The following is a 14,696-nucleotide window of genomic DNA, read 5'->3' on the forward strand; positions in this document are numbered from 1 at the left end:
GCCCCGGTGCGGGCCGGCGCCGGCGTCCCGGTGGGTGCCACCGCCGGCCGGCCGCACGGGCCGGCCTCGTCGAAGGAACCGAAGCCCGGCGCGGGCGAGGGGTTGCCGCACTCGTCGACGTAGTCGTCGTTGCGGGTCGAGCCGACGGTGCGGTGGTGGTAGTGGCGCACCACCGTGTGGCTGCTCCCGGAGGAGTGCGAGCCGCTGCTTCCGGAGCTGCCGGAGCTGCCGGAGCTGTGCGACCCGCTGCTGCCCGATCCGCTGGAGCCCTTCGAACTGCGGCTGCCGCTCTTGCTCTTGGCGAGCAGTTGCATCGACAGCCCGGAGCCCGGGTCCGCGCCGAGGTCCGCCCGGGAGTCCGCGCCGGTCGCCTGCGCGCAGCCGCCCGCACCGTCGTCGGACGACGAGCAGCCGGCGGTGGCGAGCAGCACGGCGCACACCGCCGCCGCGGCGAACACGGCGCGTCCGAGCATCAGTTGTCCCCCCTGCCGGCCGGGCCGCCGGTCACCGTACGGTGCCGGGCGCGAGGTGCCGCCGGACGAAGTCGATCTCCAAGCGGAGCTGCTTGATCCGCTCGTCGACGACCAGCGAACCGTGCCCGGCATCGTAGCGGTAGACCTCGTGGACCTTGCCGAGTTCCTCCAGCCGCCGGACGTAGTTGTCGATCTGCCGGATCGGGCAGCGCGGGTCGTTGAGGCCGGCGCTGATGTACACGGGCGCCTTGACCTGCTCGACGTAGCTCAGCGGGGAGGAGGCGTGCCAGCGCTCGGGGACGTCCTCGGGGGTGCCGCCGAACAGGGTGCGGTCCAGCGACTTCAGCGCCTCCATCTCGTCGTCGTAGGCGGTCAGGTAGTCGGCGACCGGGACGGCGGCCAGGCCGAGGGTCCAGTGGTCGGGCTGGGTGCCGAGGCCGAGCAGGGTGAGGTAGCCGCCCCAGGAGCCGCCGGAGAGCACCAGCCGGTCGGGGTCGGCGAGTCCGCTGTCGACCGCCCAGGCGCGGACCGCGCCGATGTCCTCCAGCTCGATCAGGCCGACCCGTTCGCTGAGCGCGTCGGTCCAGGCCTGCCCGTAGCCGGTGGAGCCGCGGTAGTTGACCCGGACCACCGCGAAGCCGTGGTCCAGCCAGGCGGCCGGCCCGGCGGCGAAGGAGTCGCTGTCGTGGTGGGTCGGGCCGCCGTGCACCTCGAAGACGGTCGGGTACGGGCCCGGGCCGGTCGGCCGCTGGACCAGCGCGTGCACCCGGCCGCCGGGGCCGTCCACCCAGACGTCCTCCACCGGCACCGAGCCGGGCGGCACCGGGCCGGCCGCGCGCAGCACCACCGCGCCGGAGGTGGAGCGGACCGCGGACGGCTCGGCGGCGGAGGACCAGAGGAACTCCACGGTGCCGTCGGGACGGGCGGTGGCGCCCGAGACGGTGCCGCGCGGGGTGTCCAGGCGGACCAGCTCGCCGGAGGCCAGCTCGTAGGAGAACAGCTCGCTGCGGGCCTCGTACTCGTGCTCGATCAGCAGGGCGCGGGCGTCCGGCCGCCACTGCGCGGACAGGTCGCCGGGGAACTCCCGGCCCGACTCGTCGCGCAGCCGCAGCTCGGTCTCGGTGCCGGCGGCGACGTCCCACAGCATCGGCTCCCAGCGGCCGCTGCGCTGGTGCGCGACCAGCAGCCGGGTGTCGCCGGGCGCGGGCGCGAAGCCCAGGCAGGCCACGCCGCGCGGCTCGTCCCGGCCGGTGACCTCGTCCAGCTCGGCGACGGTGGCCCCGTCGGCGGTGCGCAGCACCCGGATCGCGGAGTGCATCGCGTCGCCGTGCTCGGTGTGGTCGACGGCCAGCAGGGTGCCGTCGTGCGACAGGTCGCCGACGCCGCCGTACTCGGCGTGGTGGTAGACCACCTCGGGCTCGGCCGCACCGGGGCGGTGCAGGTAGAGGGTGGTGCCCTCGTCGTCGGTGGAGGTGCCGACCACCACGGTGCCGTCCCGGCCGAGGGCCAGGCCCGCCGAGTACGCGGCGGGCACCCCGGGGGCGGCCTCCTGGTCGGGGCCGCCGGTGAAGGGCTGGCGGCGCCACACGCCGAACTCGTCACCGTCGGTGTCGTCGAACCACCAGATCCACTCGCCGTCCGGGCTCAGCTCGGCGTCGGTCGTGCCGTTGGGGCGGTCGGTCACCCGCCGGTGCTCGTCGGTCGCGCGGTCCCACGCGTACACCTCGTAGGTGCCGGTGGCGTTGGACACGTACAGCGCCCGGTCGGGTGCCTCGTCCGCCCAGTCCGGCAGCGAGACCCGCGCTGCCCGAAACCGCTGCTCCCACGCCGGAACGCCGTTCGTCTGCTCGTTCATGCACTCATCCAACCCGATGCGCGGGGGTGATCGGAACGGCGGTGACGGCGCTGAAACCGGAGCGCGGAGGACGGTGCGAGCACGGAGCAGATGCGGTGCGGCTCCTGACGAACTATCAACGAAAGCGGTACAAATACGGACATAACGACGCGAGGAGTCTCACCGTGGCCGCCCCCACCCCCCTGCTCGACCGGCTCGACGCCCCCGCCCTCGCCCAGGAGCTGGGCCTGGTCGAGGAGATCGAGCGGTACCTGGCCGGCCTCCCCGCGCCCGCCCGCCTCCCCCTGCTGCCGCTCGCCGAGCCGGGCGTCCACGGCGGCCGGTACGGCAGCGTCCGGCAGCCGTGGAACTTCGGCTTCCCGCTGCCCCGCCGCACCCTGCTCGACCACCTGGCCCGCCGCGCCGCCCGTCCGGTCGAGGTCACGGTCGCCGGGCACCTGCGACTGACCTCCCGCTACCTCGCCGAGGCCGGCTGGGTGCAGGGGGCGATGTGGGACGCCGCCGGCCGGGTCTGCCTGCTCGGCGCCCAGACCGCCGTGCTCGCCCACGGCTACGGCACCGCCCGCACCGTCCGCCGCGCGCGGGTCCAGGTCATGGAGATCCTGCACGCCACCGGCCGCCCGGTCCCGTCGCCGGACGTCTACAACGACCGCCCCGGCACCCGCCAGTCCGACGTCCACGCACTGCTGGAGACCGCCCGGGCGCGCGCCGAGTCGCTCGGCATCTGAGACCCGCTTCCAGTCCGTCCCAGATCCGGGATACCCTCCCGGTTGTGAGACACGACGACGAACCCGGCGAGGAGGACCGGCGCCTGGCCGCCCGCCTCGCCGAACTGCGGGCCGAACGCGGCTGGTCGCTCGACGAACTCGCCCAGCGCAGCGGCGTCAGCCGCTCCACCCTGTCCCGGCTGGAGCGGGCCGAGATCAGCCCGACCGCCGCCCAGCTCGGCCGACTCTGTGCCGCGTACGGCCGCACCATGTCCCGGCTGCTCGCCGAGGTCGAGGCCGAGCCGCCGCAACTGCTGCGCGCCGCCGAGCAGCCGGTGTGGCACGACCCGGCCACCGGCTTCGTCCGCCGCTCGCTCTCCCCGCCGCACTCCGGCCTGCGCGCCGAACTGGTCGAGGGCACCCTCCCGCCCGGCGCCGACATCGCCTACGACGCGCCGCCCGTTCCCGGCCTGGAACAGCACCTGTGGCTGATGTCCGGCGCACTCGACCTCACCCTGGACGGCGCCGTGCACCGCCTCACCCCCGGCGACTGCCTGCGCTTCCGGCTCTGGGGCGCCTCCCGCTTCCACAGCCCCGGCCCGGAACCGGCCCGCTACGTGCTCGCCGTCGTCCTGCCCTGAGCTGCCCTGACCCGACCGCCCCCGCCCCCGCCCCGTGACTGAGGAGCCCCGCGTGCCCGCCGTCGAGATCGTGCCACTCACCGCCACCGGCCTGGACGCCCACCGCGACGGGCTCGCCGAACTGCTGCTGGACGCGATAGCCGACGGCGCCTCGGTCGGCTTCCTCGCCGCCACCAGCCCCGCGCAGGCCGCCGCCTGGTGGGCGGAGCAGCGTCCGGCCGTGGCGGACGGCAGCCGGTTGCTGTGGATCGCCCGCGACGGAGCGGGGCGGGCGCTCGGCACGGTCGCCCTGGTCCGGGAGACCAAGCCGAACGGCCGGCACCGCGCCGAGCTGGTCAAACTGCTGGTGCACCGGGACGCCCGCGGCGCGGGCCTCGGCCGCCGCCTGCTGGCCACCGCCGAACAGGCCGCCCGCGACAGCGCCGCCACCCTCCTGCTGCTGGACACCCAGACCGGCAGCCCCGCCGAACACCTCTACCGCACCGCCGGCTGGACCCCGTACGGCATCGTCCCCGGCCACGCCGCCACCCCCGACGGGGAGCGCGCCGCGACCACCTTCTTCTACAAGGAGCTCGACGGCGCGTAGGCGGCCGACGGTGCGTCAGGTGGCGGCTTTGCGGTGCGGTGCGGTGCGCCAGGCGGCGGCTAGGCGGTCGGGTGGACGAACTCCGGCTGGTCCAGCAGGCGCAGCCAGCTGCCGTCCGGCTGCCGGCGGACCACCTGGGCGCGGGCGCCGGCGCCGTCGCGCGGCGGGGTGGAGGTCAGCGCGACGCCGTCGGCGGCCAGGGTGGGCAGCGGCGGCTCCGGGGTGAACTGCGGGCGGGTGGCCAGCACCTGCTCCCAGAGCGCCTGGATCGCGGCCCGACCCACCGTCAGCTGCCCCGGTGGGAAGGCCATCACGGCGTTCTCCTCGTAGAGCGCGGCCACCCCGGCGGCGTCCCCGGCGTTCGAGCGCTCCACGAACAGCCGGGTGAGGTCCTCGGGGTGCATCGCCTTCGGGTACTCGGTCATCACTGCCTCCTGTGGCGTTCCGTCTCGATGCCGCCAGCCTCCCGCCGGCCTGATCAGAAGTCCAACAGCTGATTCTGCTCAGTACTAGAATCTGTAGTCATGGAGCTGAGGCAGCTGGAGTACTTCGTCGCGGTCGCCGAGGAACGCAACTTCACCCGCGCCGCCGAGCGGGTGCACATCAGCCAGTCCGGGGTCAGCGCCCAGATCCGCCAGTTGGAGCGCGAGCTCGGAGCGGAGCTGTTCGACCGTTCCGCCCGCACCGTCACCCTGACAGTGGCCGGCAAGGCCGCGCTGGAGCACGCCCGTGCGGCGCTGGCGGCCTCCCGCGCGGTCGGACAGGCGGTCGGCGAGGTCACCGACCTGATCCGCGGCCGCCTGACCGTCGGGATGGTGCTCGGCTGCACCGTCACCCCGTTCTTCGACGCGCTGGCGGCCTTCCACCGCGCCCACCCGGGCGTCGAACTCGCCCTGCAGGAAGCCGACTCCGAGCAGCTCACCGAGGCCGTCCGGACCGGCGCCCTGGACCTGGCCCTGATCGGCTGCGCCGGCACCACCCCCGACGGGCTGGACGCCCACACCGTGATCAGCGAACGGCTGGTCGCCGCCGTCCCGCCCGGCCACCCGCTCGCCGCCGCGGGCCGCGCCGACCTCGCCGAGCTGCTCGCCCACCCGCTGATCTGCATGCCCGTCGGCACCGGCCTGCGCGGCGTCCTCGACCAGGCCTGCGCCGCCCGGGGCCTGACCCCGCGGATCGCCCTGCAGGCCGGCGCCGCCGAGGCCATCGCCGACCTCGCCGCCCGCGGCCTCGGCGTCGCCCTGCTCAGCCGCTCGATGGCCGCCGCCTTCCCGCAGCTGACGCCCGTCCCGCTGACCGACGTCACCACTCCCGCCCTGCTCACCCTGGTCAACCGCCCGTCCCCGCCCCCCGCCCTGCGCGCCCTGCTCACCGCCCTGCGCCACGCCTTCGCCCGTCCGCCCGCCGCCTGACGCAACGTCGACCCGCGCCTACGCCCGTTCACCCACCGCCTGACGCACCGTCGAGCCGCGTCATCGCCCGTTTGTCGCTTGTCGCCTGACGCGCCGTCGACCGCCCCGAAATCCCCTCGCCCCGCGCCCGCCGCCCGGGCACCATGAACGGCGATGACCCCTGACCACACCGCCGCCCACGCCAGCCTGACCGGACTCGCCACCGCCGACGCCCTCGGCGCCCAGCACTTCGTCCCCGCTCACCTCCCCGCCCTGCGCGAGCGTCGCCTCCCGCCCGCGCCGTGGCCCTGGACCGACGACACCGAGATGGCCTGCGCGCTGCTCGCCGCCCTCCCCGCCGACCGGGCCGACCTCGACCAGGACGCGCTGGCCCGCTCGTTCGCCGAGCGCCACGACTTCGACCGCGGCTACGGCCCGGCGATGAACCGGCTGCTGCGGCAGGTCCGGGAGGGCGGCGACTGGCGCACACTCGCCGCCGGCCTCTTCGACGGCCAGGGCTCGTGGGGCAACGGCGCCGCGATGCGGGTCGCCCCGCTCGGCGCGTACTACGCAGCCGACCCCGCCCTCGCCGCCCACCAGGCGGCCCGATCCGCCGAGGTCACCCACACCCACCCGCTCGCCGTCGCCGGCGCGGTGGCCGTCGCGGTCGCCGCCGCCCTGGCGACCGTCCCGGGGCTGACCGGCCGCGAACTGCTCGCCGGCACCGTCGAGCTGACCCCGCCGGGCCGACTGCGCGAGACCCTCCGCGAGGCCCGGATGCTGCTCGACCAGCCGTACCCCGGACTCGCCGCCCACCGCCTCGGCAACGGCCGCCAGGTCAGCGCCCTGGACACCGTCCCCTGGGCCCTGTGGTGCGCCGCCCGCCACCTCGACGACTACCCCGCCGCCCTGTGGACCTGCGCGGCGGCCGGCGGCGACGTCGACACCACCTGCGCGATCACCGGCGGCGTGGTCGCCGCCCGCACCGGCCCGGCCGGCATCCCCACCCCCTGGCGCACCGCCACCGAGCCCCTCCCCATCTGGCTCCCCACCCGTCCGGAGCCTTGCTGAGTGTCCGTCAGTCGGATGCGTTGGGCCGTTCCGGTGAGAGTGCGGCGCGAGGTGACGGGTTATCGGATGCGCCGTGCACGCCCCGGCCGGAGTGTGGAGGGGCGGCCCCGGTGGGCGGGGCGCGGAGGAGGCGGTGCATGAGCGCGGCAGACGTACCGAGCCCGAGCGGAGCGGCGGCTTCGACGAGGACGAGGGTGAAGGCGGTGTCGACGCCCAGGATGACCTGGGTGACGCTGGCGCTGATGACGACCAGTTCGGTGGCCAGCCTGCGGGCCGCCCCGACCATGGCGGTGTACGGCCTGGCCTGTGTGTTCCTGTACATCGTCCCGGCCATCGTGTTCCTGCTGCCGACCGCGCTGGTCTCCGCGGAACTGGCGTCCGGCTGGAACGGCGGCGTCTACAACTGGGTCGCCCAGGGGCTGTCCAAGCCGCTCGGCTTCCTGGCCGTGTGGTGCCAGTTCGCGATGACGATCTTCTACTACCCGAGCCTGCTGGCGTACGTGGCCAGCACCATCGCCTACGTGATCAACCCCGCGCTGGCCAGCAACGGCCTCTACACCGCCATCGTGATCATGGTGCTGTACTGGACCGGCGTGTGGGTCTCCGCCCGCGGCACCGGCGCGGTCGCGGGCCTGGCCTCCTGGGGCCTGGTCATCGGGACGCTGATCCCCGGCGCCCTGCTGGTGGTGCTCGGCATGGTCTTCCTCGGCCAGGGCAACCCCTCGGCCGCCCCGATGACCGCCTCCCACCTGCTGCCCGCCTGGACCGGCCTGGCCAGCCTGGTGCTGATCGTCAACAACTTCCTCAGCTACTCCGGCATGGAGATGAACGCGGTGCACGTCTCCTCGCTGAAGAACCCGGCCAAGGAGTTCCCGCGCTCGATGTTCCTGGCGGTCGGCCTGGTGCTGCTGATCTTCATCCTGCCGGCGCTGGCGATCAGCTGGGTGGTCCCGGCCGACCAGCTCTCCCTGACCGCGGGCGTGATGCAGGCCTTCGACGCGTTCTTCCAGTACTTCCACATCGGCTGGCTCACCCCGCTGATCGCGGTCGGCCTGGTCGCCGCCTCGCTCGGCGGCATGCTGACCTGGCTGGCCGGCCCGTCCAAGGGCCTGCTGCTGATCTCCCGTCAGGAGGGCTACCTGCCGCCCTCGCTGCAGAAGCTCAACAGCCACGGCGTCCAGCAGAACATCCTGGTCGCCCAGGGCGTGGTCACCACCGTCATCGCGCTGATGTACGCGCTGATCCCGAACGTCTCCAGCGTCTACTGGATCTTCTCGGTGATCACGACGCAGGTGTACCTGATCGTCTACCTGCTGATGTTCCTGGCCGCGATGCGGCTGCGGAGGCTCCAGCCCGACCACCCGCGCGGGTACCGCGCCCCCCTGCTCGGGGTGCTGTGCGTGGTCGGCCTGCTCGCCTCCGCGGCGGCGATGGTGATCGGCTTCGTCCCGTCCTCGCAGTTCGGCGGCGGCAGCGTGTGGGCCTACGTCGGCATCGTCGGCGGCGGCCTGCTGCTGCTCGGCGTGGTGATCCCGTTCGGCTTCCTGAAGGCCAGCAAGCCCTCGTGGCGCGACCCCGCGTACGCCGCGGAGCAGCAGGAGGAGACGGCATGACCGGCACCCGGATGGCCTCCGAGCACAGGTGGATCTACCTCGGCGCGATCGTGCTGCTGGTCGCCATGGTGGTGATCGGCCTGATCACCTACACCCAGCAGAAGGCCACCAACGAGGCGTACAAGAAGGCCGGGCAGTTCAGCGACAAGCTGGTCGCCGCCGGCTACCCCGCGCCCGACCAGAAGCAGATCGCCAACACCCTCGGCACCAACGGCGGCGCGGTCTGCGAGGACCCCGCCAGCGCGCTGAAGACCGGCCTGCAGCGGGTACAGCTGTCCAACGGGGCGGGCGGGCCCGGGCAGCGCCCGATCATCGCCAGCGCCCGCGCGATCGAGGCGGAGGCCCTGCTGCTCAGCGTCTACTGCCCCGACCAGCTGCAGAAGTACCAGGACAAGATCGACGATTTCAAGACCGACGACACGGTCAAGAACTGACGGCCAGTCGAGGAGCGCCGATGACCACCGACACCGAACTCGCCGCCCGGATCGCGTCCCTGATGCCCCGGGCCAAGGCCGACCTGACCGAACTGGTCGCCATCCCCTCGGTCGCCGACCCGCGCCAGTACCCGCCGGAGAAGTGCCGGGAGGCCGCCGAGTGGGTGGCCGCCGCCTTCACCGACGCCGGACTGCGCGACGTCCGGCTCGCCGAGACCCCCGACGGCAGCCACGCCGTCCTCGGCCACCGCCCGCCGCCGCCGGGCGCGCCCACCGTCCTGCTGTACTGCCACTACGACGTGCAGCCGCCGCTCGACGACGCCGCCTGGACCACCCCGCCGTTCCAGCTCACCGAGCGCGACGGCCGCTGGTACGGGCGCGGCACCGCCGACTGCAAGGGCAACATCGTCATGCACCTCACCGCGCTGCGGGCGCTCGGCGACGACCTCCCGGTCGGCGTCAAGCTGGTCGCCGAGGGCTCCGAGGAGCAGGGCACCGGCGGCCTGGAGGCGTACGTCCCGCAGCACGCCGAGGACCTGCACGCCGACGCCCTGCTGATCTGCGACACCGGCAACGCCGCGGTCGGCGTCCCCACCGCCACCACCTCGCTGCGCGGCCTCGCCAACGTGGTGGTCACCGTCGCCACGCTTGCCTCCGACATGCACTCCGGCATGTTCGGCGGCCCCGCCCCCGACGCCCTCGCCGCACTCATCCGGATCCTCGACTCGCTGCGCGACGAGGACGGCGGCACCCGGATCGACGGCCTCGCCGCGGACGGCGTCTGGCAGGGCGTCGGCTACGACGAACCGCAGTTCCGCTCCGACGCGGGCGTCCTCGACGGGGTCTCGCTCACCGGCTCCGGCAGCATCGCCGACCGCCTCTGGGCCCGCCCCGCCGTCACCGTGCTCGGCATCGACTGCGCCCCCGTGGTCGGCTCCGCCGCCGCCATCCCCGGCACCGCCCGGGCCCGGGTCAGCCTCCGGGTGCCGCCCGGCACCGACCCAGGCGCCGCCCAGGCCGCCCTCACCGCCCACCTGGAGAAGGCCGCCCCCTGGGGAGCCAGGGTCACCGTCGAACCCGAGTCCAAGGGCGCGCCGTTCCGGGCCGCCACCGACGGACGCGCCTACGCCGCCCTCGACCGGGCCGCCCAGGACGTCTACGGCAAACCGCTGTCCTTCCTCGGCCAGGGCGGCTCCATCCCGCTGTGCAACGTCCTCGCCGGGGCCTACCCCGAGGCCGAGATCATCCTGATGGGCGTGGAGGAGCCGCGCTGCCTCATCCACGCGCCCAACGAGAGCGTCGACCCGACCGAGATCCAGCACATGGCCGAGGTCGAAGCACGCTTCCTGCTCCACTACGCCGCCGCCGCGGGCCGCTGACCGTCCCTCCGGGAGACCACCGCATGCCTTCGCCCTCCTCCGCCCCCTCCTCCTCCGCTGCCCCCGCCGAGCCCACGCCCGCACCGTTCACCGCCGCCGACTACACCGCCCGGATGGCCCGCGCCACCCGCGCCGCCGCCGAGGCGGGCCTCTCCGGACTGGTCGTCACCCCCGGCCCCGACCTGGTCTACCTGACGGGCTACCAGCCCACCGCGATCACCGAACGGCTCACCGCGCTCGTCCTCGCCGCCGACACCGAACCGCTGCTCCTGGTACCGAAACTGGAACGCCCCGACGCCGAGCAGGCACCCGGGGCGTCCGTCGTCCGGATCACCGACTGGACCGACGGCGCCGACCCCTACCAGGCCCTCGCCCCCGCCCTCAGCGTCCCCGGCCGCTACGGCATCTCCGACAACGCCTGGGCGATGCACCTGCTCGGCCTGCAGGCCGCCCTCCCCGGCAGCAGCTACGCCTCGCTCACCGCCTGCCTGCCCATGCTGCGCGCCGTCAAGGACGCCGACGAACTCGCCCGCCTCACCGCCGCCGGACTCGCCGCCGACCTCGCCTACGGCGAGATCCTCGCCGTGCCGTTCGCCGGCCGCACCGAGAACCAGGTCGCCGCCGACCTCGCCGCGCTCCTGCTCAAGCACGGGCACAGCCAGGTCGACTTCACCGTCGTCGGCTCCGGCCCCAACGGCGCCAACCCCCACCACGAGGCCGGCGACCGGGTCATCCAGCCCGGCGACACCGTCGTCCTCGACTTCGGCGGCCTCAAGCACGGCTACGGCTCCGACACCACCCGTACCGTCTACGTCGGCACCGAGCCGCCCGCGGAGGTCCTCGCCGTCCACGACCTCGTCCGCCGCGCCCAGCAGGCCGCCTTCGACGCCGTCGCCCCCGGCCTCACCTGCCAGGACATCGACCGGGTCGCGCGCGACGTCATCACCGAGGGCGGCTACGGCGAGTACTTCATCCACCGCACCGGACACGGCATCGGCCTCACCACCCACGAACCCCCGTACATGGTCGAGGGCGAGACCCAGCCCCTGGTCCCCGGCATGTGCTTCTCCATCGAACCCGGCATCTACCTCCCGGGCCGCTTCGGCATCCGCATCGAGGACATCGTCACCGTCACCGAGACCGGCGGCCTCCGCCTCAACGGCACCCCCCACGAGCTCGCCTTCGTGACCTGAGCCGTCGTCAGACCCGTTCCACTCCAGGGCCCCACCGGTCGACACCGGTGGGGCCCTGCGGCTGGATGCCAGCGTTCGAACGTACGCAACCCCGTGGCCGAAAAGCATTCATCTCATCGCTTTACCTTCTCATTGCCCGGTGCTTACGGTCCCCGGGTGCGTACGCGGCGCACCCGAGCCGGTGCGCCGACGCGTCGAGGAGACGTTCCTATGCAGCGCAAGGCCCTGAAGGCCGCGGCAGTGCTCGCCGTCGCGAGCTCGCTGATCGGCGGCTCCGCGGTCGCCGCCTACTCCGACCAGGAGCACGGCGAGCGCGACAACGCCGAGATCCGCAACGTCATCTACCTGCTCGGCGACGGCATGGGCCGCACCCACGTCACCGCCGGCCGCGAGCGGTACTACGGCGCCGCCGGCAAGCTCACCATGGAGCGCCTGCCGTTCGTCGGCCAGGTCTCCACCTACGCGGTCGAGAAGGGCAGCGACAAGCCGTCCCTGGTGACCGACTCGGCGAGCTCCTCCACCGCCTGGTCCTCCGGCGTGAAGACGTACAACGCGGCGCTCGGCGTCGACGCGTACGAGAAGAAGGTCGTCACCCTCATGGAGCAGGCCAAGGCGGCCGGCCTCTCCACGGGCAACGTCTCCACCGCCGAGATCACCGACGCCACCCCGGCCGGCATGTTCAGCCACGCGCTGCTCCGCGGCTGCCAGGGCCCGACCTACTCGGACGCCGCCTGCCTGCCGAAGAACGCCGACGGCAGCTACGAGGCCAAGCCGGCCGACGCCACCCTGATCACCCCGATCGCCGAGCAGATCGCCCGCAACGGCACGGCCGACGTGATCCTCGGCGGCGGCCTGGCCCGCTTCGAGCCGGATGACCAGAAGGCGCTGCAGGCCCAGGGCTACCAGGTGCTCGGCAGCTTCGGCGACCCGGCGCTGACCGCGCAGACCGCCGCCAGCCAGAAGGTCGCCACCAAGGCCGACCTGGACGCCGCCAGCGGCAAGAAGGTCGTCGGCCTGTTCAACCGCGGCAACCTGACCGTCGAGGCCGCGAAGTCCGCGCTGCCCGCCGGTGCCGCCGAGAAGGCCGAGCCGACCCTCTCCGACATGACCGGCAAGGCGATCGACCTGCTCGCGAAGAAGAACAAGAAGGGCTTCTTCCTGCAGGTCGAGGGCGCGCAGATCGACAAGCGCTCGCACGCCAATGACGCCAACCAGACCCTGGGCGAGATCAAGGCGTTCGACGACGCCGTCGCCAAGGCCGTCGACTTCGCCAAGAAGGACGGCCACACCCTGGTGATCGTCACCGCCGACCACGAGTGCGCCGGCTTCAACATCATCGAGAAGGGCTCCTTCACCAACGCCGAGGCCGCCGCCCCGCCGGCCAACAGCGACGCCGGCAACACCGCGAACAACAGCTCGCCGGCGCGCTCCTCCTCGGCCAACGTCAAGGACCCGTCCCGCTCCAGCGGCATCGTCAACGGCGCCGGCTCCAAGGACCCGAAGAACTTCGCCCCCGCGACCTTCCGCACCCCGGACGACGCGGCCGGCATCACCGACGGCAGCCCCGAGGCCAGCCTCTGGCTGACCTACCTGTCCGGCAACCACACCGGCGCCGACGTCCCGATCTTCGCCTACGGCCCCGGCGGCCAGCGCTTCGCCGCCAGCCAGGACAACACCGAGCTGTACGGGAAGATGTACAGCGCCCTGTTCGGCAAGAAGCCGCACGGCCGGGACTGACCCTCCGCCGTCCGCCGGGCCCGGGGGTGCCACGCCCCGGGCCCGGCCCCGCTTCCTCTCTTTCTCTTTCCCCTTTCCCGCTCACCGCCCGGCAGAAGGCGCACCCCCATGACCTCCCGCACCCGCATCGCCGCCGCCCTCGGCACCCTCGCGCTCGCCGCCGCCCTGCTCACCGGCTGCAGCGGCACCGAGGACACGCCCGAACCGGCCACCCCCTCGGTCAGCCCGGTCGCGCTTCCCGCCCCGCGTCAGGCCCCGGCGCCCGCCGTCGCGCTGGCCACGCCGGTCGCGGCCGGTGAAGTCCGCCTCGACAACGGCCCGTTCACCGACCGCGTCAAGCTCACCGGCCTCAGCCTCACCGGCGCCCCCGCCGTCACCGGCCACCTGACCATCACGTCCGACGTCAGCGACGTGCTCGCCCTCGAAGTCCACGCCGCCTACTACGACGCCACCGGCCACCTCCTCGGCACCGGCACCTTCCAGTACCAGGAAGAAGAAGCCGCCACCGGCCAACACACCGGCCCCCGCGCCACCGGCGAAGGCATCGACATCACCATCCCCGCCGACCACCTCACCGGCACCCCCACCGGCGCCGTCCTCACCATCCCCGTCCTCGTCAACGAGTAACAGCTCTCCGTCCGTGACGCCGACGAACATGACGGGACCTCACTCGCCCTGCGGGACCCGCTCGAAGCCCTCGGTCCACGCGTCATCGTCCAGCCGGTACGGCACGATCACGAAGCAGTCGGGCTCATCCCCGAAGCCCGGCAGCAGGGCCGCGCGACGCCGACGCTCCTCGGCCTTCTCCCGAGTCGAGTAGATACCGAGGAGCTTCACGTCATCCCCGTCCTGCTCGTCGATGTGAAGACTTCCGTCCGCGTGCACAGTGGCTCCGCGAGGGCCAGCCTCATTCTGGTGGCCCACATGCCACAGCGGATAGACGGTCACGGCCGAACGCTATCGGCCAGCGCTCAAGCCCGGTATGGCTTGCGCAGGGCAGTGATCCGCTCAGACACAGTCCCGCGAAGCCCATGTCCTCGCCCCCATTGCCTGAGTGGCAGTCACCCAGTCGGGCAGACAGAAACGAGGAAGGGCCCTATCGGATCTCTCCGATAGGGCCCTCACCTGCTACTACGAAGTCGGGGTAGCGGGATTTGAACCCACGGCCTCTTCGTCCCGAAGCAACTCGGGCACCCACTCGGCCTGGGGCTGGAGTGTCACTGACCTGCGTGGACAGTCCCTGAGTGTCCGTGGTTGTCCGCCTAGGTACGTGCCGGTTGTAGCGCAGTTAGACACTCAGCATGCATCAGCGCTTCCCATGGCGATCGAGGCCACTGGCACTGGCTCGGGTGCTAAGCCCGGCAGGTACTGAGGCCGCCTGCACGGTGAAGACGGGACCGCGTCTGCCTCATCACGCTCAAGAGTGATGCCTCGCGGGCTGGGGAGCTGCCTTCAAGAGGATCTCGGGTTCCAACCCAGTGTCGATCGACCCCGTGCTTGCAGCCCTCCCTTGCGGCGCTTGAGCCTTCACTCGATCGCGCGTGGCGGCATCCCGGCATGGCGACCGCTAGAATCCCCTACCCAAATGCCTTGCATTATCGATCTTCTCACTGTAC

The 14,696-nt window shown here is 73.1% G+C and carries 14 protein-coding genes and 1 pseudogene; 11 read left to right on the top strand and 4 right to left on the bottom strand.

Features of this window, described 5'->3' with window-relative positions:
- Positions 1-473, bottom strand: a pseudogene (locus AB0K51_RS14935) (hypothetical protein); the annotation flags it as partial.
- Positions 474-504: 31 nt separating this feature from the next.
- On the bottom strand, positions 505-2,328 hold the full coding sequence (locus AB0K51_RS14940; protein WP_363454433.1) for a prolyl oligopeptidase family serine peptidase: 1,824 nt from the start codon (positions 2,326-2,328) through the stop codon (positions 505-507).
- 164 nt (positions 2,329-2,492) lie between these two features.
- On the opposite strand from AB0K51_RS14940, the gene AB0K51_RS14945 reads away from it, so the two are divergent.
- The 3 genes from AB0K51_RS14945 to AB0K51_RS14955 are packed head-to-tail and all read left to right on the top strand — an operon-like array spanning position 2,493 to position 4,262.
- On the top strand, positions 2,493-3,056 hold the full coding sequence (locus AB0K51_RS14945) for a hypothetical protein (RefSeq protein ID WP_363454435.1): 564 nt from the start codon (positions 2,493-2,495) through the stop codon (positions 3,054-3,056).
- A gap of 44 nt (positions 3,057-3,100) precedes the next feature.
- Complete coding sequence (locus tag AB0K51_RS14950) at positions 3,101-3,676, top strand: XRE family transcriptional regulator (protein WP_363454437.1); 576 nt, start codon at positions 3,101-3,103, stop codon at positions 3,674-3,676.
- 52 nt (positions 3,677-3,728) lie between these two features.
- Entirely contained in the window at positions 3,729-4,262 is a 534-nt protein-coding gene (locus tag AB0K51_RS14955) for a GNAT family N-acetyltransferase (RefSeq protein ID WP_363454439.1), read from the top strand.
- 59 nt (positions 4,263-4,321) lie between these two features.
- Here the strand turns inward: AB0K51_RS14955 and AB0K51_RS14960 are convergent, their stop codons facing one another.
- On the bottom strand, positions 4,322-4,687 hold the full coding sequence (locus tag AB0K51_RS14960; protein WP_363454440.1) for a nuclear transport factor 2 family protein: 366 nt from the start codon (positions 4,685-4,687) through the stop codon (positions 4,322-4,324).
- A 99-nt stretch (positions 4,688-4,786) separates the two neighbouring features.
- On the opposite strand from AB0K51_RS14960, the gene AB0K51_RS14965 reads away from it, so the two are divergent.
- The 8 genes from AB0K51_RS14965 to AB0K51_RS15000 all read left to right on the top strand — a co-directional run bounded on the left by AB0K51_RS14965 (position 4,787) and on the right by AB0K51_RS15000 (position 13,707).
- Entirely contained in the window at positions 4,787-5,674 is an 888-nt protein-coding gene (locus AB0K51_RS14965; RefSeq protein WP_363454442.1) for a LysR substrate-binding domain-containing protein, read from the top strand.
- Between the two features lie 153 nt (positions 5,675-5,827).
- On the top strand, positions 5,828-6,724 hold the full coding sequence (locus tag AB0K51_RS14970; protein WP_363454444.1) for an ADP-ribosylglycohydrolase family protein: 897 nt from the start codon (positions 5,828-5,830) through the stop codon (positions 6,722-6,724).
- Positions 6,725-6,861: 137 nt separating this feature from the next.
- Positions 6,862-8,337 (top strand): APC family permease, encoded by a 1,476-nt coding sequence (locus AB0K51_RS14975; protein ID WP_363454446.1) that lies wholly within the window; start codon positions 6,862-6,864, stop codon positions 8,335-8,337.
- The gene (locus tag AB0K51_RS14980; protein ID WP_363454448.1) at positions 8,334-8,771 is read left to right on the top strand and encodes a hypothetical protein; all 438 of its coding nucleotides are present in this window, start codon (positions 8,334-8,336) and stop codon (positions 8,769-8,771) included. Before AB0K51_RS14975 ends, AB0K51_RS14980 begins: the two co-directional genes overlap by 4 nt.
- A 20-nt stretch (positions 8,772-8,791) precedes the next feature.
- Complete coding sequence (locus tag AB0K51_RS14985) at positions 8,792-10,150, top strand: dipeptidase (protein WP_363454450.1); 1,359 nt, start codon at positions 8,792-8,794, stop codon at positions 10,148-10,150.
- A 23-nt stretch (positions 10,151-10,173) separates the two neighbouring features.
- Positions 10,174-11,343, top strand: a complete 1,170-nt coding sequence (locus AB0K51_RS14990) for an aminopeptidase P family protein (protein WP_363454452.1) — start codon at positions 10,174-10,176, stop codon at positions 11,341-11,343.
- A 210-nt stretch (positions 11,344-11,553) separates the two neighbouring features.
- Positions 11,554-13,080, top strand: a complete 1,527-nt coding sequence (locus tag AB0K51_RS14995) for an alkaline phosphatase (RefSeq protein WP_363454454.1) — start codon at positions 11,554-11,556, stop codon at positions 13,078-13,080.
- Between the two features lie 108 nt (positions 13,081-13,188).
- A complete protein-coding gene (locus AB0K51_RS15000; RefSeq protein ID WP_363454456.1) occupies positions 13,189-13,707 on the top strand; it encodes a hypothetical protein in 519 nt (172 codons plus the stop codon).
- A gap of 39 nt (positions 13,708-13,746) precedes the next feature.
- Here AB0K51_RS15000 and AB0K51_RS15005 read toward each other — a convergent pair whose 3' ends face one another.
- Positions 13,747-14,028, bottom strand: coding sequence for a hypothetical protein (locus AB0K51_RS15005; RefSeq protein WP_363454458.1), 282 nt, complete (start codon positions 14,026-14,028; stop codon positions 13,747-13,749).
- Between the last annotated feature and the right edge of the window lie 668 nt (positions 14,029-14,696).

Source organism: Kitasatospora sp. NPDC049285 (assembly GCF_040678815.1).
Classification (GTDB): domain Bacteria; phylum Actinomycetota; class Actinomycetes; order Streptomycetales; family Streptomycetaceae; genus Kitasatospora.

What these genes read in the sequence shown, in the direction of transcription:
- AB0K51_RS14940 (WP_363454433.1), bottom strand. Translation starts at nt 2,328, where the DNA reads ATGAACGAGCAGACGAACGGCGTTCCGGCGTGGGAGCAGCGGTTTCGG.
- AB0K51_RS14960 (WP_363454440.1), bottom strand. Translation starts at nt 4,687, where the DNA reads ATGACCGAGTACCCGAAGGCGATGCACCCCGAGGACCTCACCCGGCTG.
- AB0K51_RS14965 (WP_363454442.1), top strand. Translation starts at nt 4,787, where the DNA reads ATGGAGCTGAGGCAGCTGGAGTACTTCGTCGCGGTCGCCGAGGAACGC.
- AB0K51_RS15000 (WP_363454456.1), top strand. Translation starts at nt 13,189, where the DNA reads ATGACCTCCCGCACCCGCATCGCCGCCGCCCTCGGCACCCTCGCGCTC.
- AB0K51_RS14970 (WP_363454444.1), top strand. Translation starts at nt 5,828, where the DNA reads ATGACCCCTGACCACACCGCCGCCCACGCCAGCCTGACCGGACTCGCC.
- AB0K51_RS14975 (WP_363454446.1), top strand. Translation starts at nt 6,862, where the DNA reads ATGAGCGCGGCAGACGTACCGAGCCCGAGCGGAGCGGCGGCTTCGACG.
- AB0K51_RS14995 (WP_363454454.1), top strand. Translation starts at nt 11,554, where the DNA reads ATGCAGCGCAAGGCCCTGAAGGCCGCGGCAGTGCTCGCCGTCGCGAGC.
- AB0K51_RS14985 (WP_363454450.1), top strand. Translation starts at nt 8,792, where the DNA reads ATGACCACCGACACCGAACTCGCCGCCCGGATCGCGTCCCTGATGCCC.
- AB0K51_RS14990 (WP_363454452.1), top strand. Translation starts at nt 10,174, where the DNA reads ATGCCTTCGCCCTCCTCCGCCCCCTCCTCCTCCGCTGCCCCCGCCGAG.
- AB0K51_RS14980 (WP_363454448.1), top strand. Translation starts at nt 8,334, where the DNA reads ATGACCGGCACCCGGATGGCCTCCGAGCACAGGTGGATCTACCTCGGC.